Here is a 23836-nt window from a genome sequence, read left to right on the forward strand (position 1 = left end):
AGTATAGAGAAAAGTGTGGGTACTTTATGAGTGTGGGGGCAGAAATATGTTCCCGGAGGCAAAATCCCTGAGCCAAGAGGGATAACCCCGGCCCGCTGGCGTACAAATTTTGCATGCAGCGCCCGGCAGCCCATAATAGCCGCCCCTGCAACCCGGTTCGGAGCTTCCATGACAAAGCAATATGACGTTTACGCCCTCGGTAATGCCCTGGTGGACACGGAAATCGAGGTCAGCGACGCCTTCCTGCAACGCATGGAAGTGGGCAAGGGCCTGATGACACTGGTGGATGAAGCGCGCCAGGCGGAATTGATCGAAGCACTGGCCAACGAAGCCGAGCCCCGCAAACAGACCAGCGGTGGCTCCGCCTGCAACACCGTCGTCGCCACCCGCTACTTCGGCGGCAACAGTTACTACGCCTGCAAAGTGGCCGACGACGCCACCGGCGCCATCTTCGTCGATGACCTGACCGCCGCCGGCGTGGACACCAACATGAACGGCCCACGGGAGACGGGTGTTTCCGGCAAATGCCTGGTCATGCTGACGCCGGATGCCGAGCGCACCATGAACACCTACCTGGGCATCTCCAGCCAGGTCTCCGATACCGAACTGGACGAAGCTGCCATCGCCGCCAGCCAGTATGTTTATCTGGAGGGCTATCTGGTCAGTGGCGACAGCTCCCGCGCCGCCGCCATCAAACTCCGTCAGCTGGCCGAAAAGCACGGCGTAAAGACCTCGCTGACCTTCTCCGACCCGGCCATGGTGCAGTTTTTCAAAGACGGCCTGAATGAAATGCTCGGCGAGCGTGTGGACCTGCTGTTCTGCAACGAAGCCGAAGCCACCAGCTTCACCGACACCGATAACGTGGACGCTGCCCTGGAAGCGCTCAAGCCGCGCTGCAGTTCAGCCGTGATTACTCTCGGGGCGGACGGCGCCCTGGCCTGGGACGGCGAACAGACGCACCGCATCGACCCGGTGCCGGTAAAAGCCATCGACAGCAACGGCGCGGGCGACATGTTTGCCGGCGCCTTCCTGTATGCCATTACCCACGGCCACGACTTTGCCGCTGCCGGCAAACTCGCCTCCGCCGCCGCCGCAAGGCTGGTCAGCGAATTTGGCCCGCGCCTCCCGGCACAGGTCCACCAGGAACTTCGCAACGCCGTTCTCGGCGAATAACCGCAGGGCGGCCAGTTCTTCCCGACGACACAGCATCACGGAAAACCAGGACCATGGAACACATCTGCAACGTGAACGACATCGAGCATGAGAGTGCTCGGGAATTTCAGAAAGACGGCCAGCCGATTGTCGTCGCCAGGTTCGATGGGCAGATTCACGCCTACATCAACTGGTGCCCACATCTGGGCATCGAACTGAACTTCATGCCCGATGAATTCATGGACGGCGACAGCCAGTTCATCATGTGCGCCAACCACGGCGCCCTGTTCGAAGTGGAGACCGGCAATTGCCTGTCCGGCCCCTGCAGCGGCGACAAGCTGATTCCTGTACCGCTGGAAGTCCGCGGCGAGGAAGTCTGGCTCGGCGAGGTTCCCCAGCCCGCATGAAAGCGCAAAGCAGCCACCCCTTCGATTTACTGACCCCGGACTACATGCTGGATGCCGTCGATGCCGCCGGCTTTCTCAGCGATGGCCGGCTGCTGCAGCTGAACAGTTTTGAGAACCGGGTGTATCAGGTGGGCCAGGAAGACGGCCCGCCGGTAATCGTGAAGTTCTACCGCCCGCACCGCTGGAGCGATGAACAAATCCTCGAAGAACATGCCTTCAGCCTGTTTCTGGCGGACCGGGACCTGCCAGTGGTCGCCCCCGTCGAAAAGAACGGCACCAGCCTGTTCCATTGCGACGACTTTGCTTTCGCCGTGTTTCGCCGCGCCGGCGGCCACGCCCCGGAGCTGGCCAACGACGATCATCTGGAGCAGTTAGGCCGCACCCTGGCTCGCTGGCATACCTGCGGCAGCGACCGCCCCTATCAGACGCGTCCGACCCTGCAGATCGTCGACGACATCCGCACCGCCAGCACCTTTCTCACTAACGATGTGGTGGATCTGAACTACCGGGGACAATATCGGGATGTGACCGGCCAGATACTGGAAAAGGTGGAGCAACAACTGGCCGAGCACAACTTTCCCTTACTGAACGTGCACGGCGACTGCCACACCGGCAATATCCTGTGGCGAGATGATAGCCCCCACTTCGTGGACCTGGACGACAGCCTGCGCGCGCCCGCCATGCAGGACATCTGGATGCTGCTGTCTGGTGAACACGACGAACAGCAACACCAGCTACGGGTACTCGCCCGTGGTTATGACACCTTCCTGCCGTTCCCCTGGAACCAGACAGTCCTGATTGATCCGCTGCGCCTGCGCCGCATCATCAACTACGATGCCTGGCTGGCCAAACGCTGGGACGACCCGGCCTTCCCGCCGGCCTTTCCGTGGTTCGAATCCATGAATTACTGGGGCAACCAGGTGACCTTATTGCAACAGCAGCTGCGCAGTTTGCAGACCCCGCTGTAGAGGACAGCGAATTTCTGCAGGAGCGTCGCTCGCGGCGCGACAGGGCTGGCACCGTGTTTTCTCAAGCCGCTGCTTTAGGAGTTCCTCTCGAGGGACGAACCCGAGCCCTGGCGAGGGAAAAGGCGAGGCAGGGGTGCCCGCCCGATCACTCTGGAGGTGCCCCGGTTCACAGCAACGACGTTGCTGCCCCTACAAGCGTTTTCCACGCTAACGCGTGGTTCGTCCCTCGAGAGGAACTCCTACAACGCAATCGGCAAGGGTTTTTCCAGTTCGAAACCCTCAGCGGATAACGCCACCTTCCACGCCAGCACTTCCACCCCTTTCTCCACCGCTTCGCGCAGCAGCTCTCCATAGCGGGCATCAATTTCATCCGCCGGACGAGCGGCCAGCGCGCCGCTGTGCTGCACACAGAAAAACAGCACCGCCCGCTTACCGGACGCCACCACATCCATCAGCGTCTGCAAATGCTTCTGGCCCCGCTCGGTGACCGAATCCGGGAAGGCGATGATGCCGTCGTCCGCATCCTTTGGCCCCGGACCCAGGGTGACGTTTTTCACTTCAATAAAGGTATGCGGATCAGCCCGCTCACCCAGCGCCAGATCAAAGCGGCTGTCCCGGTATTTCACCTCTCGCTCCACCCCACTGGCTGGATCCAGCACGGGAATCTGCCCGGCCCGCACCGCTTCTTCCACCAGCGCATTGGGGCGGGCGGTATTGACCCCGGCCCAGTGGCCGTGAGCCACCTGTAGCGCTTCCAGAGTGTGGCGATATTTGCGTTTGGGGTTGCCGCTGTCGGAAATCAACGCCTGCTGCGGCTCGCCCAGCACGCAATTTTTCATGGAGCCGGTATTCGGGCAATGCACGGTAACCTCGCTGCCATCGGCGCGGACCACATCCGCCATGAACCGTTTATAGCGACGCAATAGCGTCACCGCTTCCAGTGGGGGATCAAAGATCACAGGGACTCCAGATACTGTTCCAGACGATGCAAGGCATCCGTCAGCCGCGCCTCACTGCAGGTATAGGCCATGCGCACAAAACGGCGGTGATCGTGGCTTTCACCGAAGTCCAGGCCCGGTGTCATGGCCACCTTGGCCTTTTCCAGCAGGTCGGCACAAAAGGCAAAGCTGTCGTCGGTGTAATCACTCACATCCGCATAGACATAAAAGGCGCCGTCCGCCTGGGAGACCACCGGCAGTTTCAGGTGCGCCAGGCCATTGAGCAAACACTGGCGGCGCCGTGCCAATAGCTGATGACGCTGCTCCAGGATTGTCAGTGTCGGCTCCTGCAGCGCTGCCAGCGCCCCATGCTGCGCCGGGGTGGATGGCGCCAGAAACAGGTTCTGGGCCAGCCGCTCAATGGCGGGCACCAACGGTTCGGGTGCCACCAGCCAGCCCAATCGCCAACCGGTCATGCAGAAATACTTGCTGAAGCTGTTGATCACCAGTACCTGGTCTGTGCCGGCCAGCACCGATGAGGCGGGCCGGGTGTAACACAGCCCCTGATAGATCTCGTCCACCAGCAAGATGCCGCCCTTGTCTACGGCACCGCGGGCCAGCTGCTGCAAGGTCTCTACCGGCAGCATATTGCCGGTGGGGTTGTCCGGGCTGGCAACCATGACTACCCGGGTATTGGCTTGCCAGGCATCCAGAAACGCCACCGGGTCCACGTTGAAATGGGAATCTGCCTGCAGCGCCACCGGTTGCGGCTCGCCGCCGACCAAACGCACAAATTGCCGGTTACAGGGGTAACCGGGGTCCGTGAGCAGCACGCCGTCACCGGGATTGAGCAGCGCCGCCAACGCCAGCTGCAAGGCCCCGGAGGCTCCGGGCGTCACCACCACTTGGGCAGGGCTAACCTTCGCAGCGAAGCGATTCTGGTAATCCTCGGCAATGGCTTCACGCAGTGCCGGCAACCCCGCAGCAGGGGTATAGCCGGTATGCCCGTGAGCGACCGCGTCCTGTATCGCCGCCAGCACCGGCTCGGGAGTGGCAAAATCCGGCTCACCCACTTCCAGGTGAATCACATCATGGCCTTGAGCAGACAATGCCTGCGCACGCTCCAATAGCGCCATCACATGAAACGGCGGAATGCGTCGGGCGAAATCGGACAAACTGGGTGTCATGATCATGCTCCCTCGAAAATGCGTGACTTACGGTACAACAACCGCCCCGCTTCATCTGCTACCCCGGTCGGGCCCACGCAACAGGGTCAAAACACAGGAAAAGGCGACCTGTCACAAGATTCCCCTTTTCTGTTGCGCCTGCATGGCTATAATCGGCCAGATTTTCACCAACCATGGTCAGAAAATGTCCAGCGGCCCGCTGATTGGTGACAACCCTTGCCCAGACGGGGTAAGGTCGAAGATTACATTATGCCCGGGCCTGGCGATATCAGGCCGGCACCCAAGGATTGCGGGTTACCGATAGAGAGTCGCGAAGATGCTAAGGGAGTTAATCAACATGGCCACCGGCAAGAAAAAAGCCCCCAAGAAGGCGGCTAAAAAACAAACCTCCGGTTCTGCCTCCAGCAGCAAGAAAGCCTCGGCATCAACAAAGGCTGCGCCCAAAAAAGCCGCGGCTAAAAAGGCAGCTCCGGCTGCAAAAAAAGCCGTAGCGAAAAAAACCGCAGCCAAAAAGACTCCGGCCAAGCCGGCAGCAAAGGCCGCCACAAAAAAAGCCCCCGCAAAAAAAGCGGTAGCCAAGAAAGCCGCCGTAAAAAAAGCACCGGCCAAGAAAGCTCCGGCGCCCAAGGCCTCCGCGAAAAAAGCCCCGGTTAAAAAGACCGCTGCCAAACCCGCAGTGAAAGCTGCACCTAAGAAAGCAGCGCCCAAAAAGGCCGTAGCGAAGAAGCCCGCAGCCAGCAAAACAGCCAGTAAGGCAACCGCTACGCCCAAAGCAACAACACCCAAAAAAGCGGCCACCAAGAAAGCCGCTGCGCCAAAGGCACCAGCAAAAGCTGCGGCTAGCAAGCCCCAGCCCAAGCCAGCGCCCAAGACTTCGGCAAAGAAAGCCGCTTCCAGAAAGGCTCCAGCAGCACCAAGAACGAAATTACCGGCCTCAGGCAAGGCCACCGCAGCGGCCCGTGCGGCCGCAAACACAGGTTCTGCACGGACTGCAACTGCCGGCAAAAGGACTTCGCCGAGCCGTTCCCCCTCTTCTGCTCAGGTAAATCCGAAAGTGAAAAAGAAAAGCACCAGTTCCTCCGCATCACAGGCCCAGGTTCACGGCTTCAAGCCTTACCAGCCCGGCCCTGACGAGGAATACATGAATGAAGCGCAACGCGACCACTTCCGCAATATCCTGCTGGCCTGGCGCCAGGAGCTAATGGAAGAAGCGGACCGCACCATGCACCACCTGCAGGACGAGCAGGCCAACCTTCCCGACCCGGCCGACCGCGCCACCCAGGAAGAAGAATTCGCTCTGGAACTGCGCACCCGCGACCGTGAGCGCAAGCTGCTCAAGAAAATCGAGAAGACCCTCGATCTGGTGGGCAAGGACGATTACGGCTTCTGCGAAGCCTGTGGCGTAGAAATCGGCATCCGCCGCCTGGAAGCTCGCCCCACTGCGGAAATGTGCATCGACTGCAAAGAGCTCGCTGAAATCAAGGAAAAGCAGCTGGCAGGTTAACGTCAGTTGACAGTGTACAGTTGATAGTTGACAGCTAACGGGGCGTTTTACGCCCCGTTTTGCTGAATCTAGAAACTGTCTTTTCGCTGTCAATTGTCAACTGTCCACTGTCAACCATGTTCTATCGCGGACGTTTCGCCCCAACGCCCTCCGGCCCGTTGCACTTCGGCTCACTGGTGGCGGCCCTGGCCAGCTGGCTGGACGCTCGCCATCAAGGCGGGCAGTGGCTGGTTCGCATTGACGATCTCGATCCTCCCCGGGAGATGCCGGGTGCCGCGGATCATATTCTGGCGCAACTGGAGGCGTTCGGCCTGCACTGGGACGAAACCGTGCGTTACCAGAGCCGGCGCGGCGAGGCCTACCAGGCAGCAGTGACACAGTTGCTCGACACCGGCCACGCCTTTCACTGCCGCATGACCCGCAAGGAACTGGCCACCCTGGACCACTGCCATCCCGGCATCGCCGCCGCCGTTCCCGCCGGCAGCGACACAGCGATTCGCCTGCATGTGCCAGACCGGCAGCTCTGTTACCCCGATGGCATCCAAGGACAAGTCTGCAATAACCTCCACCGTGATGGTGGCGCCTTCGTAATACGCCGCCGCGACGGCCTGTTCGGTTACCAGCTGGCCTGCGCCCTGGATGATGCCGATGACAACATTACCCATGTACTGCGCGGTGCCGATCTGCTTGATTCCACTCTGCGTCAGCGCTGGCTGCTGGAATGCCTGGGTCGGCCAGTGCCGGATTATGCCCACCTGCCGGTGGTAATGAATGGTCGTGATACCAAGCTGTCCAAATCCAGTGGTAGCGAAGCGCTGGACCCTGCTCGGGCCAGCCAGCTACTCGCCGCCGCATTTAGCTGCATGGGCCTGCAGCTCCCCATCGATATGCATGGAGCCAGCCCCACAACCATGCTGGCATGGGCGAAAGCCCATTACCCCGAACACCAGTGGCCACCCGGCCGCCAACAACCGTTACCGGCATCTTCCTTGTAAGATTGCTGAAATCATCTCGTCAATCAATTCTTAACCTTTTTGTTCGCGGCTCAAGCGCCACTCCTACCCACAAAACGTGCTTTTCGCCTTTCGCTGTCAACTTTCAACTATCCACTGTCCACTTTGCGTTCCCGCTTTTACACGCCTCCCCCACCTGACGTATGCTCTTGCACCAGAGGGCCTTAACCACCTATGTATACTGATCGCCTGCTTATTATTTTTATTCTCGGCACCTACTTGCTGTCCCCTGCCATTATTGACTGGTGGAGTGAAGGTGGCCGCGCCTGGTATCGGCCCTACCTGATCTGGCTGGGCCTGATCGCGCTGAGCTACTGGATTGCCAAGAGCAAGGATGTCGATGGTCTATAGTGTCAGCGACCTCATCCTGATTGCCTGTGGCTACCTGTTTTTTCTTTTCATGGTGGCCTGGATCACCGAACGCGGCTGGTTACCCGCAAGACTGGTGCGACACCCGGCGGTATATGTGTTCTCACTCGGGGTCTATGCCAGCGCCTGGGCGGTATACGGCTCGGTGGGGTACGCCTATCAGTACGGCTATAATTTTCTGTCCTACTTTCTCGGCATATCAGGCGTGTTCCTGCTCGCGCCGATTCTGCTGGCGCCCATCCTGCGCCTGACCACCACCTACCAGTTAAGCTCCCTGGCGGATTTGTTTGCCTTCCGCTATCGCAGCCGTCTGGCTGGCGCCATGACCACCATCATCATGCTCATCGGGGTGCTGCCGCTGCTGGCGCTGCAATTAAAAGCCGTCGCCGAGTCCATCCAGATTCTCAGCGGCACCGCCGACCCCCGCGACCTGGCCGCCGGCTTCTGCCTGATGATGGTGATCTTCGCCATCCTGTTCGGCGCCCGCCATGCCACCGCCCGGGAGAAACACGAAGGACTGGTGGTGGCCATCGCCATGGAGTCACTGATCAAGCTGCTGGCTTTCGGGGCCGTGGCCCTGCTGGGCCTGTATGGCGTTTTTGATGGCCCGGAAAGCCTGGGAAATTGGCTAGACGACCACCCGGAAATGCTCTCGCGGCTCTATTACCCGCTACAGGATGGCACCTGGCACTCCATGATCATGGCATTCTTCGTGTCCGCCGTGGTGCTGCCACACATGTTCTACATGGCGTTCACCGAAAACCTGAACCCCCGCGCCCTGATCACCGCCAGCTGGGCACTGCCGCTGATGTTCCTGGTCATGGCCCTGTGCGTGCCGGTTATCCTGTGGGCTGCTGCCGCCAGTAACGCCCCCACGTCGCCGGACTACTATGCGCTGGGCATTGGCATGGTCACCGGCGGGCACGGCGCCATCCTCGGCTATATTGCCGGTCTGGCCGGTGCCAGCGGCATGCTGATTGTGGCGACCCTGGCCTTGTCCGGCATGTGCCTGAATCATCTGGTACTGCCTGCCAGCCCGTTGCATCAGGGCAAAAACCTCTACCGCAACCTGCTGTGGACCCGGCGTATTCTGATCGCCGCCATCCTTGCCCTGGCCTATCTGTTCTATCGCTTCACCGGCACCGAGCACACCCTGGTAGAACTGGGCGTGCTGTCTTTCGTGGCCACGCTGCAATTTGTTCCCGGGCTGATCGGCGCCCTGTTCTGGCCCTCCGGCAACCGCAATGGTCTGTTCGCCGGTCTCGTCGTGGGTTTCCTGTTGTGGCTGCTATTACTGCTGCTCCCCATCACCTACCCGCAATGGCAATTTCAGGGCTTGATGGAATTGCTGGGCATGCGATTCCAGACCGGCGCCAGCCAATGGCACCACGTGGCCATCGCGTCAGTCACCGCCAACACCTTGATCTACGCCATCGTCTCCATTGTCACGCCCATGTCCCGCGCCGAACAGAACGCGGCGCAAGCCTGCGCAGTGGACAGTTTGCGCCGCCCCTATCGCTGGGAACTGGAAGCCAAGAGTGTAGATGATTTCATTGATGCGCTGACCCAGCCCCTGGGGCCGATTACCGCTACCCGGGAAGTGGAAATGGCGCTGCGGGATTTACGTCTGCCACGCACCGAAACCCGGCCCTACGCCCTGCGGCGTTTGCGCGACCAGCTGGAGACCAACCTGTCAGGCCTGCTGGGGCCGTCGGTTTCCCATCAGTTGATGGACGATCACCTGCCTTACTTGCCTGAAGAGGAACAAAGCTCCAGCGAAGACATCCAGTTTATCGAATCACGACTGGAGCAATACCGCGACCGGCTCTCCGGGCTGGCCGCAGAGCTGGACGGCCTGCGACGCTTCCACCGCCAGACCTTGCTGGAACTGCCCATGGGGGTCATTTCCCTGGGCGCCGACCGGGAAATCATTGGCTGGAACCGGGCCATGGAAGAACTCACCGGCATCACCGCCGCCGACACCATCGGCTCCCGGCTGGCGGATCTGGACCCGCCCTGGGGCGATTTCCTGACGCAGTTCAGCCACGACGACAACCCGCACCAGCCACAACAATCGCTGGAAGTGGACCGGCAGACTCGCTGGCTCAGCCTGCATAAATCCGAAGTGCTGGGCACCGGCACCTCGGAGCAGGCTGGCGGGCAGGTAGTGGTGATTGAAGACATTACTGAACTGCGCCACATGGAAGCGCACCTGGCCCACAATGAGCGGCTCGCCTCCATCGGCCGGCTCGCCGCCGGGGTAGCCCACGAGATTGGCAACCCGGTGACCGCCATCGCTTGCCTGGCACAAAACCTGGACAGCGAAACCGATGCAGAGGAACAGCTGGAATCCAGCCAGCAGATCCTTGAACAGACTCGCCGCATCACCCGCATCGTGGAATCGCTGGTGACTTTCAGCCATTCCGGCGGCATCAAACATAGCCAGCATGTGCCCGTGAATATCCGCGACACCGTGGACGAAGCCGTATCCCTGCTACTGCTCGACCCGGACCACCGCCAGCAACCCTTCAATAACCAGTGCGAACCGGAACACTGGGTGCAAGGCGACCCACAACGCCTGCTGCAGGTCTTCATCAACCTGCTGGGCAATGCCGCCGACGCCAGTGCCGACAAACAGCCGGTCATTATTCGCTGCGAAGCCGCCGATGAGGTGCTGGATGTGATTGTGGAGGATCAGGGCCACGGCATCCCCGATGAACTGCGCGACGCCCTGTTTGAACCCTTTGTCACCAGTAAGCCACCGGGGCGGGGAACAGGCCTTGGGTTAGCGCTGGTTTACAGTATTATCGAAGAACACCTGGGCGCGATTCGAGTGGAGAGCCCGATCACCGAACAGGGCGGCACCCGGTTTATTATTCGGCTTCCCATGCACGCCCCAACATCCGGTGTGTAATGCGCCATTGAAAGACAGGACAGGATCAAGTCATTCATGAGTCACATTCTGATTGTTGAAGATGAGCCGGTAATTCGCGGCGCCCTGCGCAAGCTGCTGGTGCGCCACGAACATTCGGTTGAAGAAGCGGAATCCGTGGAGCAGGCCCGCGAGTACAGCCTCAATCAGTTCGACCTGATTATCAGCGACCTGCGCCTGCCCGGCGAACCCGGCACCACACTTATAGAAGCGGCCGGCATCACACCGGTGCTGATCATGACCAGTTATGCCAGCCTGCGCTCCGCAGTGGATGCCATGCGACAGGGCGCCGTGGACTACATCCCCAAACCCTTCGATCACGACGAAATGTTGCTCGCCGTGGATCGGGTATTGAAAGAAGGCCGCCTGAACCGGGGCAACCGGGCCCTGCGCCGGGACCTGGAACGCAGCTTCCCGGTACGCAACATGATCGGCAACAGCGAGGCCATGGAAGAGCTGAAACACCGCATTGGCCGCGTGGGACCGACCAACACCCCGGTGCTGATCATGGGCGAAGCCGGCACCGGCAAAGAGCTCACCGCCCGCGCCCTGCATGAGCACAGCGAGCGAGGCAATGGCCCGCTGGTCTCGGTGCAATGCGCGGCGCTGCCCCAGGCCCTGCAGCTCACAGAACTATTCGGCGATCACGAACAGCCCGGCCGCATTGAAGAAGCCGACGGCGGCACCCTGTTTCTGGATGAAGTGGGCGAACTGACCAGCGAAGTACAAAGTCGCCTGCTGACCCTGCTGACCCATCACGAAATCCACCGTCAGGGCTCCCTGTCACCCCGCCGGGTAGATGTGCGCATTCTCGCCAGCAGCCAGCTGGACCTGCCCGGCCGGGTCGCCGACGGCAGCTTCCGCCAGGATCTTTACTATCGGCTGAACGTCATGGAATTGACCCTGCCGCCGCTTAATGATCGTCAGGAAGACCTGGAACCCCTGGCCAACGCCCTGCTGGCCCGGGGCTGCGAAAAGCTCAACCGTCCGGACCTGCACTTCACCCCGGAAGCCCTGCAAGCCATGCATAGCTATAGCTGGCCCGGCAACGTGCGGGAACTGGAAAACGTGATTGAACGGGCCGTTATTCTCACTGAAGAAGACGGCATCGGCCCGGCCCAGCTGGGCCTGAACCCCAACCGCGCCCCCCAACGCGTCAGCCGGGCCAGCCTGGACCCCAGCGAAGACCTGTCACTGGAAGATTATTTCACTCGCTTCGTGATGGAAAATCAGGACAGCATGACCGAGACCGAGTTGGCGCAGAAACTGGGAATCAGCCGGAAAAGCCTTTGGGAGCGGCGTCAGCGGCTGGGCATCCCCCGCAAAAAAGCCAGTGCACGTCGTTGAATAAGAATACAGCATCGCTTGCCATTGACCGGCAAAACCAATCCGCACGTCACTAGGGTCAAACGCAAAAACGTTAATTCGAGACACGGAAATCGGGAGCAGGACCCGAAACAACCGAAAAGCCGAGCAAGTGTTACCGCTCTACACAGGAAAGTAACACAAGCGTTACCTGGATCCGGCCGCATTTAAGGTGTTTTTTACAAAACACACATAACCAAATGATTTAAATGGATTTTTTGGCGTGTTGCATTGGCAGGGGTGGACGGGCACTATGAATCCCACGCCAGCAAACAACAAAAACAGCGGCGTAAAGGCTCAAACAATAACAACAAGAAAGAAGAACAATAATTTCACGAGCCAATGCAGTGCTGCTGCAACTGATGATTGCAGCGACAAGGCAGAAAACAACACAAACAATAATAACAACAGAATCAGCGCAAAATATGGGAGTCACAACTTCGGTTGTGGCTCCTTTTTACTTTCTGGCCGGGCATTTTATCCCATTACGTTGGCCGGTGTCGGCCCTTGCGGGCCAAAGACATCTCAACTGGCGAAAAAAAGTGCTACTATCGCCGCCTTATTGCTCATTTTGAGGCCGAATTTTTCGCATGCCCTGCAAGCTTCTGAAACGTATGACACGCTGGTTCACTCCGGGTTCCCCAAAATCTTCCGGCCCGATAGAACCGCGCGTAATTCCCCGCGACCAACACCCGATCTCCCGCAAGCAAGTTTCCCGAGCGGCGCTTGATGTGCTCTACGGATTGCACAAAGGCGGGTTCGAGGCCTACCTGGTCGGCGGCTGCCTGCGCGACATTCTCTGCGGCCGCGAGCCCAAGGATTTCGACGTCAGCACCAACGCTACACCTGAGCAGGTCAACCGTCTGTTCAAGCGCAGCCGCATTATCGGCCGCCGCTTCCAGATCGTGCATGTGCGCTTTGGCCGCGAAGTCATTGAGGTTTCCACCTTCCGGGCCAAGGCCAGCGATGACAACCAGGACCAGAACAAACATCACGCCCACGAAGAAACCGGGCTGGTACTGCGCGACAACACCTGGGGCAGCATCGAGGAAGATGCCCTGCGCCGGGACTTCACCATTAATGCGCTATACTACAATATTGCCGACTTCACCCTGCATGACTTTGTCGGCAGCATGGGCGATATCGACCAGGAAGTGATCCGCCTGATCGGCAACCCGGAACAACGCTTCCGCGAAGATCCGGTACGCATGCTGCGCGCGGCCCGCTTCGCCGCCAAGCTGGGCTTCCACATTGAAAGCAGCACGGCGCAACGCATTCCCGACATGGCAGAGCTGCTTCTGCAGGTCCCCGCCGCCCGTCTGTTTGATGAAGTGCTCAAGCTGTTCCTCAGCGGCCACGCCCGCGCCTCCTATGAGCAGCTACAGGAGCTGGGTCTGTTCCGCTTCCTGTTCCCGGAAACCCAGCAAGCGCTTGAAGGCGACCAGGGCGAGACCTGGGAAGCCATGCTGCTGGCCGCCATGGACAACACCGACCGCCGCCTGCTGATGGACAAACCCGTCACTCCGGCCTTTATCTATGCGGTACTGCTGTGGCCGGTCATTCAGCAGCGCTTCGGTGGCTACCTGTCCAGCGGCTTGCCGCCGGCCCAGGCACTGCACAAAGCCGCCACCCGCGCCCTCAACCAGCAAATAAAACACACCGCCATTCCCCGTCGCTTCTCCACCGTGATGCGTGAGATGTGGGAATTGCAGCTGCGTCTGGACAAACGGGCCGGGCGCCGCGCCGATGCGATGATGGAACATCCTCGCTTCCGTGCCGCCTACGATTTTCTGCTACTGCGTGAGCAGAGCGGAGAGATCAAGGCCGGGCTGGGTGACTGGTGGACCCGCTATCAGGAAGAAGATGAAAGCGGCCGCCGGGACATGATCAGTCAGCTGGGCAACCAGGGGGGCGGCGGCAACAAACGCCGTCGCCGTCGGCGCCGCCCGAAGCCTGCTGCGGATAATTAATGCAGGCGTTCATTGGCCTTGGCAGTAATCTGGATCAGCCGGCACAACGGCTGATCAGCGCGCTGCTGGCCATGGCTCGGCTACCCGGAATCACCCTGCAGCACCACTCCCGCTTGTACAGCAGTGCCCCCATCGGCCCCCAGGACCAGCCCGACTACGTCAACGCGGTCGCCGAAGTACACAGCACGCTGACGCCCCACGCCCTGCTGCACAGCCTGCAGGCACTGGAACTGGCTGCTGGACGACAACGCTTGCGCCACTGGGGCGAACGCACTCTGGACCTGGATATTTTGTTGATCGACGATCAGCCTATCGACACCCCCGACCTCCAGGTACCTCACCCACAGATGCACCGTCGCGCCTTTGTCCTGCACCCTTTGCTGGAAATCGCCCCGCACTGCCACTTGCCCGACGGCACTGCACTGGGTAGTTTTCTCAGTCAGGTAGCCGAACAAACGCTTTCACCGCTGGCAGAACTGGACCGCGATGCACTCATTGAACGAAAAGACCCTCACTGAACGGATTGAACAGCGCCGCACCGCCGGCACCCTGCCCCGCTTCATCGCCGTGGAAGGCCCCATCGGCGCCGGCAAAACCAGCCTTGCCAAGCGCCTGGCCATGACCTTCGGCTATGACCTGTTACTGGAACAGGCCGACGACAATCCATTCCTGACCCGTTTCTATCAGGACCCGGCTCGCTACGCCCTGCAGACCGAGCTGTTCTTTCTGTTTCAGCGTGCCGATCAGCTGCGCCAGATCCAGCAGCAGGACCTGTTTGCCGGGCCACGGATTGCGGACTTCCTGATCGACAAGAACCGGCTGTTTGCCCAGGTCACCCTGGACGAAGATGAATTCGAGCTGTACCGCAACGTGGACGATCACCTGACCGTGGACGCGCCCAGGCCGGATCTGGTGATTTACCTGCAGGCACCGCCCCAGGTACTACGCCAGCGCATCGGCCATCGGGGCAACGATTTCGAACAAGGCATCGCCAGCGATTATCTGGATAAACTCAGCAACGCCTATACCGAATTCTTCCATTTTTATGACCGCGCCCCGCTGCTCATCGTCAACGCGGCGGAAATCGATCTGGTCAACCACGACCGTGACTACCAGCAACTGATCAGCGAGTTGCTGGACATCCGCTCCGGTCGCCACTATTTTAACCCCCGGCCACTAGTGGACTGAGTTGAAAGTTCAAAGTTGAAAGTTCAAGAGCGCGGACAGGCGCATTGCCAGCTGCCCGCGAAACTTTTGACATGACCGCGGGCACAGCCTGTACGCAGCAACAGACTGGACCGCGTTTCAACTTTCAACTTTCAACTTTCAACTGATTTCCCTGGGAGGTATCCCATGTCCATCACCATTCGCACCCTGCAAAAACGCAAACAGGAAGGCGGCAAGTTTTCTGTGCTCACCGCCTACGATGCCTGCTTCTCAAGGCTGATTTCCGAAGCGGGCGTGGAAGCCATTCTGGTCGGCGACTCTCTGGGCAATGTCATCCAGGGCCAGACCAGCACCGTCCCGGTGACCCTGCAACAAATGGTCTACCACACCGAATGCGTGGTCCGCGGCAACCAGGGCAGCCTGGTCATTGCTGATGTTCCCTTTATGGGCGCCGCCACCCTGGAACGTACCCTGGAAGCCGCCACTGCCCTGATGCAGGCCGGCGCCAACATGGTGAAACTGGAAGGCAGCGCCTGGCTGGCCGACGCCATTGAGATCCTGAATCGCAACGGCATTCCTGTCTGCGCCCACCTGGGCCTGACCCCGCAAGCGGTGAACTCGCTGGGCGGCTACCGGGTGCAGGGCAAAGATGACGACGGCGCCGCCGAGCTGCTCGACGCCGCCAAAATACTGGATCAGGCCGGCGCAGCCCTGTTCGTACTGGAGTGCGTACCGCGCGCACTCAGCGCGGAGATTGCCCGCCAGGTCGCCGCCCCGGTGATCGGCATCGGCGCTGCGCCGGAATGCGACGGCCAGGTACTGGTGATGCACGACATGCTCGGCATCAGCCCCGGCAAACCGGCCCGTTTCGTGCGCGATTTCATGGCGGACACCGGCGATATGCGCGCCGCTTTCAAGGCCTATGACGCCGCCGTGAAAGACGGCAGCTTTCCGGCCGACGAACACTGTTTTTAAAAGACCGCAGCACGCGTCACGCTTCACGCCCCCAACGCGTTGCAAGCCTGTTGCGTGTTGCGTCTCAGCGAGGATTTCCATGCAAACCGTTCACTCCGTCGCCCAGGTCCGTGAATATGTCCGCGGGTGGCACAACAAAGGCCAGACCGTGGGCTTTGTCCCCACCATGGGTAACCTGCACGACGGCCATATCAGCCTGATTCGCGAGGCGCGCGCCCGCTGCGACGTGGTGGTGGTATCGATCTTTGTGAACCCCACCCAGTTCGGCCCCAACGAAGACTTCGACCGCTACCCACGCACCCTGGACGCCGATGCCGCCGCCCTGGTCGAGGCCGGCACCGACCTGCTGTTTGCGCCATCCGTCGAGGAAATGTACCCGCTCGGCCAGAACCAGACCTGGGTGGACGTGGACCAGCTGGGCGACTACCTGTGTGGCGCCAGCCGCGAAGGGCACTTCCGGGGCGTCACCACCGTGGTCTCCAAGCTACTGAACATCGTGCAACCGGACGTGGCCGTATTCGGTGAAAAGGACTTCCAGCAGCTGGCCATTCTGCGCCGCATGTGTGAAGAGCTACTGTTCCCGGTGAAAATCGTCGGTGCCGCCACCAGCCGCGAAACGGATGGCCTGGCGCGCAGCTCGCGAAACGGCTTTTTGAGCGACAGTGAGCGCACACTCGCCCCACAGCTCTATGCACACCTGCAACAGCTGAAAGCCGACATCGACGCCGGCGAGCGGGACTACCGGGCGCTGGAAAGCCGCATCAGCCAATCGCTCGATACTGCCGGGTTCAGCGTGGACTATCTGACCATCGTCAGCGCCAAAACCCTGGCGCCGGCGGGCCCGCAGGACACTGACCTGGTGGCCGCCGTCGCCGCGAAACTAGGGTCAACGCGATTGATCGACAATATATCTCTGGCCGTTGTGCGTGACCGGTGATTCATGCATACTTCCGGCCCCTTGAAGTGCCTGCATGCCCACCATACGGCGTTTACAGCAGGTTTCGGGTCGCTTGAGAGGTAACCAACATGCAGTGCACCATGCTGAAAGCAAAACTCCATCAGGCTCGTGTCACCCACGCGGAGCTCGAGTACGAAGGCTCCTGCGCCATTGATGGCGATTTGATGGACATGGCGGGTATCCTGGAATACGAACAGATCCAGATCTACAACATCGACAACGGTGAGCGTTTCGAAACCTACGCAATCCGTGGCGAAGCGGGCTCCAAAATCATCTCCGTCAACGGTGCCGCCGCTCACAAGGCCCAGCCCGGTGACCGCGTGATCATTTGCGCTTACGCCAGTTACTCCAGCGCGGAACTGATCAACTTCAAGCCAAGCCTGATTTACATGGCCGAAGGCAATGAAGTGAAAGGCACCAGCGATGCAATTCCGGTTCAGGTTGCCTGATCCCGAATTGGCTCTGAATTTTTGATAAAACGCCGGCCCTGCCGGCGTTTTTTTTGCCTGCCGCTTTTTACTGCTTTCCCTGTATACATTGCCTCTTTTGTCCGCTTGGGCATTGGTCATTAAGCAACGCTTTGTTTACTCTTGGAACACAACGTCTACCCTCACAACACCCTATAAGACCATGGTGGAATACCCCCGGGCAGGCGTAGCCATAATAATGATGGAAACTGGCAGGCAGTATCCCAAGGAGGCCCTAATGTCCCAAGTACATATTCACCCTGTTCCCGCCGAGTATAAAAAACAGACCCTGATGGACCGCGACACCTACGACCGCTGGTACGCCCAATCCATCAACGACCCGGACACCTTCTGGGCCGAGCGCGCCGAACAGTTTCTGGACTGGAAGACCCCCTGGGACACCGTCAGCGAATGGAACTTCAGTGAAGGCCGGGCGGCCTGGTTCAAGGGCGCCACCCTGAATGCCTGCTATAACTGCGTCGATCGCCACCTGCCTGAGCGCGCCAATCAAACCGCGATTATCTGGGAAGGCGACGAGCCCGATCAGGACAAGCACATCAGCTATCAACAGCTGTTCGAGGAAGTAAGCAAATTCGCTAACGTGCTCAAGAACCGGGGCGTGAAAAAAGGCGACCGCGTCGTTATCTACATGCCCATGATTCCCGAAGCGGCCTACGCCATGCTGGCCTGCGCCCGTATCGGCGCCATTCATTCTGTGGTGTTTGGCGGCTTCTCTCCGGAAGCCCTGAAAGACCGTATCCTCAACGCCGAAGCCTGCGCACTGATTACCGCCGACGAAGGGGTACGCGGTGGCAAGGCGATTCCGCTGAAAGTGAATGCGGACAAGGCGCTGGACGGCGTCGACTGCGTGCATACCTGCCTGACCGTGAAACGCACCGGTGGTGACGTGGCCTGGCAAACGCCCCGCGATGTCTGGTACCACGAGGCCATGGCCGACGCCTCCACCGATTGCGAACCGGAGTGGGTCGAGGCTGAGGACCCGCTGTTCACCCTGTACACTTCCGGCTCCACCGGCAAACCCAAAGGGGTGGTGCACACCACCGCCGGCTACCTGCTCAACAGCGCCCTGACCCATAAATACGTGTTCGACTATCAGGACGGCGACATCTACTGGTGCACCGCCGATGTGGGCTGGATCACCGGGCACAGCTACATCGTCTACGGCCCACTGGCCAACGGCGCCACCACCCTGATGTTCGAAGGCGTACCCACCTATCCCGATGCCTCCCGTTGCTGGCAGGTGGTGGACAAACACAAGGTCAATATTTTCTACACTGCCCCCACCGCCATTCGCGCCCTGATGGGGCTGGGGGACGCCCCTGTGGAGCAGACCTCCCGCGCCAGCCTGAAGCTGCTGGGCACAGTGGGCGAACCCATCAACCCGGAAGCCTGGGAGTGGTACTACAAGATAGTCGGTAATTCCCGCTGCCCGATTGTGGACACCTGGTGGCAGACCGAAACCGGCGCCATCATGATTGCGCCCCTGCCCGGCGCTGTGGACCTGAAAGCCGGCTCGGCCACCCTGCCCATGTTCGGTGTGCAGCCCGGGCTGATGGACCCGGACGGCAAGGAACTGGACGGCGCGGCCTCCGGTAATCTGGTCATCAAGGCCAGCTGGCCCAGCCAGATCCGGACAGTCTATGGCGATCACCAGCGCCTGATCGACACCTATTTCAGCGCCTACAAGGACTGCTATTTCACCGGTGATGGCGCTCGCCGTGATGAAGATGGCTACTACTGGATCACCGGCCGGGTGGACGACGTGCTCAACGTGTCTGGCCACCGCCTGGGCACTGCCGAAATTGAATCAGCCCTGGTGCTGCACCCCAGCATCTCCGAAGCCGCCGTGGTCGGCTATCAACATGACGTCAAAGGCCAGGGCATCTATGCCTATGTGTCACTGATGGCCGGCAAGGAAAGCAGCGAAGAACTGGTTCAGGCCCTGCGGGACCTGGTCACCCAGGAAATCGGCCCCATTGCCAAGCCCGACCTGATCCACTTTGCCCCGGGCCTGCCGAAAACCCGCTCCGGCAAGATCATGCGTCGCATCCTGCGCAAGATCGCCGCCGATGAACTGGACAGCCTGGGCGATACTTCCACCCTGGCCGACCCCGGCGTGGTGGACCAGCTTATCGAGACCCGCCAGAATAAATAAGCCACAACAGCAACAAGAAACGGCGCAGCGGGCTAATCACCCCCTGCGCCGTTTTCATTTGCCCCGCCGTTACACTGCACTCATTGGCCTGACGCCAGCCGCCTTTTACGGCCAGGCCATTACTGTTTGCAGAACTGGCCGTCGTTCCCGCCTTTCCCGCGCATAAAAAAAGGGCCGGCAAATGCCGACCCTTCTTTACAAGCAAAAAGAGAAATTAATCTTCTTTGGCTTCCTTCATGGACAGCTTGATGCGACCACGCTGATCCACATCAAGGACTTTCACCTTGATGATCTCGCCTTCGTTCACGTAGTCAGTCACTTTTTCTACGCGCTCTTCAGCAATTTGGGAGATGTGCAGCAGGCCTTCAGTGCCAGGCATGATCGCCACAAACGCACCGAAATCGACAACACGGGTTACCTTGCCTTCGTAGATCACGCCCACTTCAGCTTCAGCAGTGATTTCTTCCACACGACGCACGGCTTCATCCGCTTTTTCACGGGTTTCACCGTAGATTTTCACGCTACCGTCGTCTTCGATATCGATGGTACAACCGGTTTCGTCGGTCAGCGCACGAATGGTCGCACCACCTTTACCGATCACATCACGAATCTTGTCCGGGTTGATCTTCAGGGTCAGCAGGGTCGGCGCGTTGTCAGACACCTGGGAGCGAGACTCGGAGATCGCCTTGTTCATTTCACCCAGAATATGCAGACGGCCGGCATTCGCCTGGTTCAGCGCCTTCTCCATGATCTCTTCGGTGATACCTTCGATCTTGATGTCCATCTGCAGGGCCGTAACGCCACGGGCCGTACCCGCCACCTTGAAGTCCATGTCGCCGAGGTGATCTTCGTCACCGAGGATATCGGACAGGACCGCATAGCGACCGTCTTCTTCCTTCACCAGCCCCATGGCAATACCCGCCACCGGCGCGGTCAGCGGAACACCCGCATCCATCAGCGCCATGGAAGTACCGCACACGGACGCCATGGAGGACGAACCGTTGGATTCGGTAATCTCGGAAACCACACGAACGGTGTACGGGAAGTCCTGCACGCTGGGCACAACGGCTTCCACACCACGACGCGCCAGACGGCCGTGGCCGATTTCACGACGTTTCGGAGAGCCGATAAAGCCGGTCTCGCCCACACAGTACGGAGGGAAGTTGTACTGCAGCATGAAGTGATCCTGGCGGGACCCTTCCAGCGCATCGATGAACTGGGCATCGCGCATGCCACCCAGAGTGGCCGTCACGATGGCCTGGGTTTCACCACGGGTGAACAACGCAGAACCGTGGGTTTTGGCCAGGGTGCCCACCTGACAATCGATTGCACGGACAGCGTCCAGAGCACGGCCGTCGATACGCGGCTTGCCGGATACCACGGCTTCACGCACTACGCTCTTTTCGATCTTGCCGAACAGCTCTTTCACTTCGCCGGCTTCCGGAGCACCTTCTTCGCCGGTGGCAAATTCAGCCACACAGGCTTCGCGCAGCTCGCCAACCTTGGCGTAACGGGCCATCTTCTCGGTGATGGTGTAAGCCTCGCCCAGCGCCGCGGCGAATTTGTCTTTGATGGCGGCCTTCAGGGTTTCGTTCTGCTCAGCCGGTTTCCAGTCCCAGGTCTCGGTGCCCACTTCGGCAGCGAATTCCTTGATGCCCTGGATCAGCGGCTGCATTTCCATATGGCCGAACAATACCGCACCCAGCATCTGGTCTTCAGACAGCTCCTGCGCTTCCGATTCCACCATCAGTACCGCAGGCTCGGTGCCAGCCACAACCAGATCCAGCGCAGACTCGGCCAGTTCGGTGTAGCTCGGGTTCAGGATGTACATGCCATCCTTGTAACCCACACGGGCGGCGCCGATGGGGCCATTGAACGGAATCCCGGAAATGGACAGGGCAGCGGAGGTACCGATCAGGGCAGCGATATCCGGGTCACGGTTCTTGTCCGAAGACATCACGGTGGCCACAACCTGCACTTCATTCATGAAGCCATTGGGGAACAGCGGGCGAATCGGGCGATCGATCAGGCGGCAGGTCAGCGTTTCTTTTTCGCTGGGGCGGCCTTCACGCTTCAGAAAGCCACCGGGAATACGGCCGGTTGCGTAGGTCTTTTCCTGATAGTTAACGGTCAGGGGAAAGAAGTTCTGCCCTGGATTGGCTTCTTTTTTGCCCACCACGGTGACAAGCACTTCGGTGTCACCGATACGGACCATGACAGCGGCAGTTGCCTGGCGGGCGATCTGCCCGGTTTCCAGGGTGACGGTGTCACGGCCAAACTGAATTTGCTTGGTGATTTTATTAAACATATCTCGTCTCTTCTCTCTTCTTCACAACAGTCTTCGAGGCCCATGCCTCTAATAAACAATCTTCTTCCGCTCGCGCATCATAACCAGAAACGCATCACGCATCACGCCTCGCGCGCCTCAGGCTCCGAAACACCACAGCCTCAGGCCCATACCAACACCCCTTCTTGTCTGAGGCGAGGAATTTATTGCTTGCCCCAAAACAACAGAAGCCCGGCAAATGCCGAGCTTCTGTTGTGGTTACCCAATCTACGGCCTGTTAGCGACGCAGACCCAGCTTTTCGATCAGCTGGAGGTAACGGGTGCGGTCTTTCTTGGCCAGGTAGTCCAGCAGCTTACGACGCTGGTTTACCATGCGGATCAGACCACGACGGCTGTGGTGATCCTTCTTGTGGCCTTTGAAGTGATCCTGCAGGCCATTGATGTTGGCGCTCAGCAGAGCCACCTGAACTTCCGGGGAACCGGTGTCGTTCTCTTTGCGGCCATGCTCTTTCAGGATCTCAGCTTTCTGTTCAGCGGTTAACGCCATGTTGCTTCTCCAATATGCTCAATTAAGGTCACGGCCAGCCATGCATATTTATAGCTGCCGTCATTAATCAGGCCAGTCCCCTCAGGAAGCTCCGCCTGCGATCAGACGACGAGGGGCAATCCGCCCGTCTTCCAATACTTCTCCGACACCCAGAAATTCACCACTGGATGCCTGATAAACGCTGACCCAGCCGTCCAGAGGACGGTCTGAGGCCATCACTGGCTGACCCTGCTGCAGGTAATACGCCGCATTGTCACCCAGTTCAACGCGCGGCCAGTCTGCCACGCTGGTAGATAAAGGCAAGAGCAGTTCGTCGATTGCCTCGAACCCGCCGGTTTCCTTGATCTTGCCCAGCTGCTCCAGAGTCAGCATGCGCTCCGCGGGATAAGGCCCCGCCGACAGGCGGTGCAGCGCCGTTACATGGCCACCGCAACCCAGCAGTGCGCCGGTATCTTCCACCAGAGAGCGCACATAAGTGCCTTTGGAGCAATCCACCTCGAACTCCACCTCATCACCATCGATGCGCAAAATTCGCAGGTCGTAAATGGTCACCGGCCGCGGCTTGCGCTCCACGGTCTTGCCCTCGCGGGCCAGCTTGTACAGCGGCACCCCCTCGTGCTTGATGGCCGAATACATGCTGGGGATCTGTTCGATGTCGCCCTTGAACGACAATAAGGCCGTCTCGATCTGGGCGGACGACGCGTTCACCTCGGTGGTTTCCACCACATCGCCGTCGGCGTCACCGGTTTCCGTGGTCACACCCAGCTTGGCGGTGACCCGGTAACTCTTGTCGGATTCCAGCAAAAACTGGCTGAACTTGGTGGCTTCACCAAAACAAATCGGCAACATGCCGGTGGCCAGCGGATCCAGACTACCGGTATGCCCCGCCTTGGCAGCGGCAAACATTTTCTTGGCCATCTGCAGCGCGCCATTACTGCTCACGCCGGACGATTTATCCAATAACAGGATGCCGTTGAGATCACGGCCTCTGGGACGACGCTTTGCCACCTGACAGCTCCGAGTTACTCGTTGTTTCCGGTTTCGTCGTCTTCCGGACGCAACTCCCGGTCTTCGGCACGGGCATCATCAATCAACTGCGACAGATGTGCCGCCCGCTCCGGGGTCATGTCGTAATGGAAACGCAATTTGGGCGTGGTGCGGGTATTGAGGCTCTTCGCCAGGCTGCTGCGCAGGAAGCCGCTGGCCTTGACCAGCGCTTCTTCGGCTTCCACGCCGGCTTCTTCACCCTGTCCCAGCAAGGTGAAATACACCTCGGCATAGGACAGATCGCGGGAAACCGTGACATCCTGAATCGTCGCCAGATTGACCCGCGGGTCTTTCATTTCAAACTGCAGCAACCGGGACAGTTCACGCTGAATCTGGTCAGCGATACGGTCGGTGCGGTTAAAGCCCTGGGGGCGGCGATGACGGCTCATAGCAGGGTTCGGGCACAC

General features: G+C 59.7%; 23 protein-coding genes. 16 read left to right on the forward strand and 7 right to left on the reverse strand.

What is annotated here, in order from left to right:
- Positions 1-168: 168 nt before the first annotated feature.
- From COA55_RS05510 to COA55_RS05520, 3 genes are read left to right on the forward strand one after another with little or no spacing between them, the layout of a single operon-like run.
- Positions 169-1173, forward strand: a complete 1005-nt coding sequence (locus tag COA55_RS05510; RefSeq protein ID WP_290500956.1) for an adenosine kinase — start codon at positions 169-171, stop codon at positions 1171-1173.
- A gap of 53 nt (positions 1174-1226) precedes the next feature.
- Positions 1227-1559 carry a Rieske (2Fe-2S) protein gene (locus tag COA55_RS05515; protein WP_007148811.1) on the forward strand — a complete coding sequence of 111 codons (333 nt, stop codon included), beginning with the start codon at positions 1227-1229 and terminating at the stop codon, positions 1557-1559.
- Positions 1556-2527, forward strand: a complete 972-nt coding sequence (locus COA55_RS05520) for a serine/threonine protein kinase (protein WP_290500957.1) — start codon at positions 1556-1558, stop codon at positions 2525-2527. Before COA55_RS05515 ends, COA55_RS05520 begins: the two co-directional genes overlap by 4 nt.
- 239 nt (positions 2528-2766) lie before the next feature.
- Here the strand turns inward: COA55_RS05520 and sfsA are convergent, their stop codons facing one another.
- The 3 genes from sfsA to COA55_RS05535 all read right to left on the reverse strand — a co-directional run bounded on the left by sfsA (position 2767) and on the right by COA55_RS05535 (position 5627).
- A complete protein-coding gene (gene sfsA, locus COA55_RS05525; RefSeq protein ID WP_290500958.1) occupies positions 2767-3486 on the reverse strand; it encodes a DNA/RNA nuclease SfsA in 720 nt (239 codons plus the stop codon).
- Positions 3483-4652: an aminotransferase class I/II-fold pyridoxal phosphate-dependent enzyme gene (locus COA55_RS05530; protein WP_290500959.1), complete on the reverse strand. Its 1170-nt coding sequence runs from the start codon at positions 4650-4652 to the stop codon at positions 3483-3485. The genes sfsA and COA55_RS05530 overlap by 4 nt, the downstream gene beginning before the upstream one ends.
- Before the next feature lie 294 nt (positions 4653-4946).
- Positions 4947-5627 (reverse strand): hypothetical protein, encoded by a 681-nt coding sequence (locus COA55_RS05535; RefSeq protein ID WP_290500960.1) that lies wholly within the window; start codon positions 5625-5627, stop codon positions 4947-4949.
- 166 nt (positions 5628-5793) lie between these two features.
- On the opposite strand from COA55_RS05535, the gene dksA reads away from it, so the two are divergent.
- The 13 genes from dksA to acs all read left to right on the forward strand — a co-directional run bounded on the left by dksA (position 5794) and on the right by acs (position 19548).
- Entirely contained in the window at positions 5794-6156 is a 363-nt protein-coding gene (dksA, locus tag COA55_RS05540) for an RNA polymerase-binding protein DksA (protein ID WP_231880621.1), read from the forward strand.
- A 116-nt stretch (positions 6157-6272) separates the two neighbouring features.
- Positions 6273-7151: a tRNA glutamyl-Q(34) synthetase GluQRS gene (gene gluQRS / locus COA55_RS05545; protein WP_290500962.1), complete on the forward strand. Its 879-nt coding sequence runs from the start codon at positions 6273-6275 to the stop codon at positions 7149-7151.
- Between the two features lie 192 nt (positions 7152-7343).
- Positions 7344-7520: a hypothetical protein gene (locus tag COA55_RS05550; protein ID WP_007149317.1), complete on the forward strand. Its 177-nt coding sequence runs from the start codon at positions 7344-7346 to the stop codon at positions 7518-7520.
- Positions 7510-10452: a sensor histidine kinase gene (locus tag COA55_RS05555; protein ID WP_156497001.1), complete on the forward strand. Its 2943-nt coding sequence runs from the start codon at positions 7510-7512 to the stop codon at positions 10450-10452. Before COA55_RS05550 ends, COA55_RS05555 begins: the two co-directional genes overlap by 11 nt.
- Before the next feature lie 36 nt (positions 10453-10488).
- A complete protein-coding gene (locus COA55_RS05560; protein ID WP_063538491.1) occupies positions 10489-11817 on the forward strand; it encodes a sigma-54 dependent transcriptional regulator in 1329 nt (442 codons plus the stop codon).
- A gap of 271 nt (positions 11818-12088) precedes the next feature.
- Positions 12089-12565 carry a hypothetical protein gene (locus COA55_RS05565; RefSeq protein WP_290500965.1) on the forward strand — a complete coding sequence of 159 codons (477 nt, stop codon included), beginning with the start codon at positions 12089-12091 and terminating at the stop codon, positions 12563-12565.
- The gene (pcnB, locus tag COA55_RS05570) at positions 12450-13805 is read left to right on the forward strand and encodes a polynucleotide adenylyltransferase PcnB (protein ID WP_231880638.1); all 1356 of its coding nucleotides are present in this window, start codon (positions 12450-12452) and stop codon (positions 13803-13805) included. Before COA55_RS05565 ends, pcnB begins: the two co-directional genes overlap by 116 nt.
- Positions 13805-14323, forward strand: coding sequence for a 2-amino-4-hydroxy-6-hydroxymethyldihydropteridine diphosphokinase (gene folK, locus COA55_RS05575; RefSeq protein ID WP_290500966.1), 519 nt, complete (start codon positions 13805-13807; stop codon positions 14321-14323). Before pcnB ends, folK begins: the two co-directional genes overlap by 1 nt.
- Complete coding sequence (locus tag COA55_RS05580; RefSeq protein WP_063520253.1) at positions 14292-14993, forward strand: deoxynucleoside kinase; 702 nt, start codon at positions 14292-14294, stop codon at positions 14991-14993. Before folK ends, COA55_RS05580 begins: the two co-directional genes overlap by 32 nt.
- A 165-nt stretch (positions 14994-15158) precedes the next feature.
- Positions 15159-15947 (forward strand): 3-methyl-2-oxobutanoate hydroxymethyltransferase, encoded by a 789-nt coding sequence (panB, locus tag COA55_RS05585; protein ID WP_290500968.1) that lies wholly within the window; start codon positions 15159-15161, stop codon positions 15945-15947.
- 79 nt (positions 15948-16026) lie between these two features.
- Positions 16027-16884 carry a pantoate--beta-alanine ligase gene (gene panC, locus COA55_RS05590; protein ID WP_290500969.1) on the forward strand — a complete coding sequence of 286 codons (858 nt, stop codon included), beginning with the start codon at positions 16027-16029 and terminating at the stop codon, positions 16882-16884.
- 89 nt (positions 16885-16973) lie between these two features.
- Complete coding sequence (gene panD, locus COA55_RS05595; protein ID WP_007151139.1) at positions 16974-17354, forward strand: aspartate 1-decarboxylase; 381 nt, start codon at positions 16974-16976, stop codon at positions 17352-17354.
- Positions 17355-17610: 256 nt separating this feature from the next.
- Positions 17611-19548 carry an acetate--CoA ligase gene (acs, locus tag COA55_RS05600; RefSeq protein WP_290500970.1) on the forward strand — a complete coding sequence of 646 codons (1938 nt, stop codon included), beginning with the start codon at positions 17611-17613 and terminating at the stop codon, positions 19546-19548.
- Between the two features lie 214 nt (positions 19549-19762).
- Here the strand turns inward: acs and pnp are convergent, their stop codons facing one another.
- From pnp to rbfA, 4 genes are all read right to left on the reverse strand, one after another.
- The gene (gene pnp, locus COA55_RS05605; protein ID WP_063519234.1) at positions 19763-21856 is read right to left on the reverse strand and encodes a polyribonucleotide nucleotidyltransferase; all 2094 of its coding nucleotides are present in this window, start codon (positions 21854-21856) and stop codon (positions 19763-19765) included.
- Positions 21857-22112: 256 nt separating this feature from the next.
- The gene (gene rpsO / locus COA55_RS05610; protein ID WP_063519235.1) at positions 22113-22382 is read right to left on the reverse strand and encodes a 30S ribosomal protein S15; all 270 of its coding nucleotides are present in this window, start codon (positions 22380-22382) and stop codon (positions 22113-22115) included.
- Between the two features lie 81 nt (positions 22383-22463).
- On the reverse strand, positions 22464-23390 hold the full coding sequence (gene truB, locus COA55_RS05615; RefSeq protein WP_063537610.1) for a tRNA pseudouridine(55) synthase TruB: 927 nt from the start codon (positions 23388-23390) through the stop codon (positions 22464-22466).
- A gap of 14 nt (positions 23391-23404) precedes the next feature.
- Positions 23405-23818, reverse strand: a complete 414-nt coding sequence (rbfA, locus tag COA55_RS05620) for a 30S ribosome-binding factor RbfA (protein WP_007151594.1) — start codon at positions 23816-23818, stop codon at positions 23405-23407.
- Between the last annotated feature and the right edge of the window lie 18 nt (positions 23819-23836).

This window comes from Alcanivorax sp. (assembly GCF_002733835.1).
Classification (GTDB): domain Bacteria; phylum Pseudomonadota; class Gammaproteobacteria; order Pseudomonadales; family Alcanivoracaceae; genus Alcanivorax.

Coding starts and splice junctions, on each gene's coding strand:
- COA55_RS05520 (WP_290500957.1), top strand. CDS start 1,556: ATGAAAGCGCAAAGCAGCCACCCCTTCGATTTACTGACCCCGGACTAC.
- panB (WP_290500968.1), top strand. CDS start 15,159: ATGTCCATCACCATTCGCACCCTGCAAAAACGCAAACAGGAAGGCGGC.
- COA55_RS05555 (WP_156497001.1), top strand. CDS start 7,510: ATGGTCTATAGTGTCAGCGACCTCATCCTGATTGCCTGTGGCTACCTG.
- panD (WP_007151139.1), top strand. CDS start 16,974: ATGCAGTGCACCATGCTGAAAGCAAAACTCCATCAGGCTCGTGTCACC.
- rpsO (WP_063519235.1), bottom strand. CDS start 22,382: ATGGCGTTAACCGCTGAACAGAAAGCTGAGATCCTGAAAGAGCATGGC.
- gluQRS (WP_290500962.1), top strand. CDS start 6,273: ATGTTCTATCGCGGACGTTTCGCCCCAACGCCCTCCGGCCCGTTGCAC.
- dksA (WP_231880621.1), top strand. CDS start 5,794: ATGAATGAAGCGCAACGCGACCACTTCCGCAATATCCTGCTGGCCTGG.
- COA55_RS05530 (WP_290500959.1), bottom strand. CDS start 4,652: ATGACACCCAGTTTGTCCGATTTCGCCCGACGCATTCCGCCGTTTCAT.
- folK (WP_290500966.1), top strand. CDS start 13,805: ATGCAGGCGTTCATTGGCCTTGGCAGTAATCTGGATCAGCCGGCACAA.
- COA55_RS05510 (WP_290500956.1), top strand. CDS start 169: ATGACAAAGCAATATGACGTTTACGCCCTCGGTAATGCCCTGGTGGAC.
- pcnB (WP_231880638.1), top strand. CDS start 12,450: ATGACACGCTGGTTCACTCCGGGTTCCCCAAAATCTTCCGGCCCGATA.
- COA55_RS05550 (WP_007149317.1), top strand. CDS start 7,344: ATGTATACTGATCGCCTGCTTATTATTTTTATTCTCGGCACCTACTTG.
- COA55_RS05580 (WP_063520253.1), top strand. CDS start 14,292: ATGCACTCATTGAACGAAAAGACCCTCACTGAACGGATTGAACAGCGC.
- acs (WP_290500970.1), top strand. CDS start 17,611: ATGTCCCAAGTACATATTCACCCTGTTCCCGCCGAGTATAAAAAACAG.
- COA55_RS05565 (WP_290500965.1), top strand. CDS start 12,089: ATGAATCCCACGCCAGCAAACAACAAAAACAGCGGCGTAAAGGCTCAA.
- rbfA (WP_007151594.1), bottom strand. CDS start 23,818: ATGAGCCGTCATCGCCGCCCCCAGGGCTTTAACCGCACCGACCGTATC.
- pnp (WP_063519234.1), bottom strand. CDS start 21,856: ATGTTTAATAAAATCACCAAGCAAATTCAGTTTGGCCGTGACACCGTC.
- panC (WP_290500969.1), top strand. CDS start 16,027: ATGCAAACCGTTCACTCCGTCGCCCAGGTCCGTGAATATGTCCGCGGG.
- COA55_RS05560 (WP_063538491.1), top strand. CDS start 10,489: ATGAGTCACATTCTGATTGTTGAAGATGAGCCGGTAATTCGCGGCGCC.
- COA55_RS05515 (WP_007148811.1), top strand. CDS start 1,227: ATGGAACACATCTGCAACGTGAACGACATCGAGCATGAGAGTGCTCGG.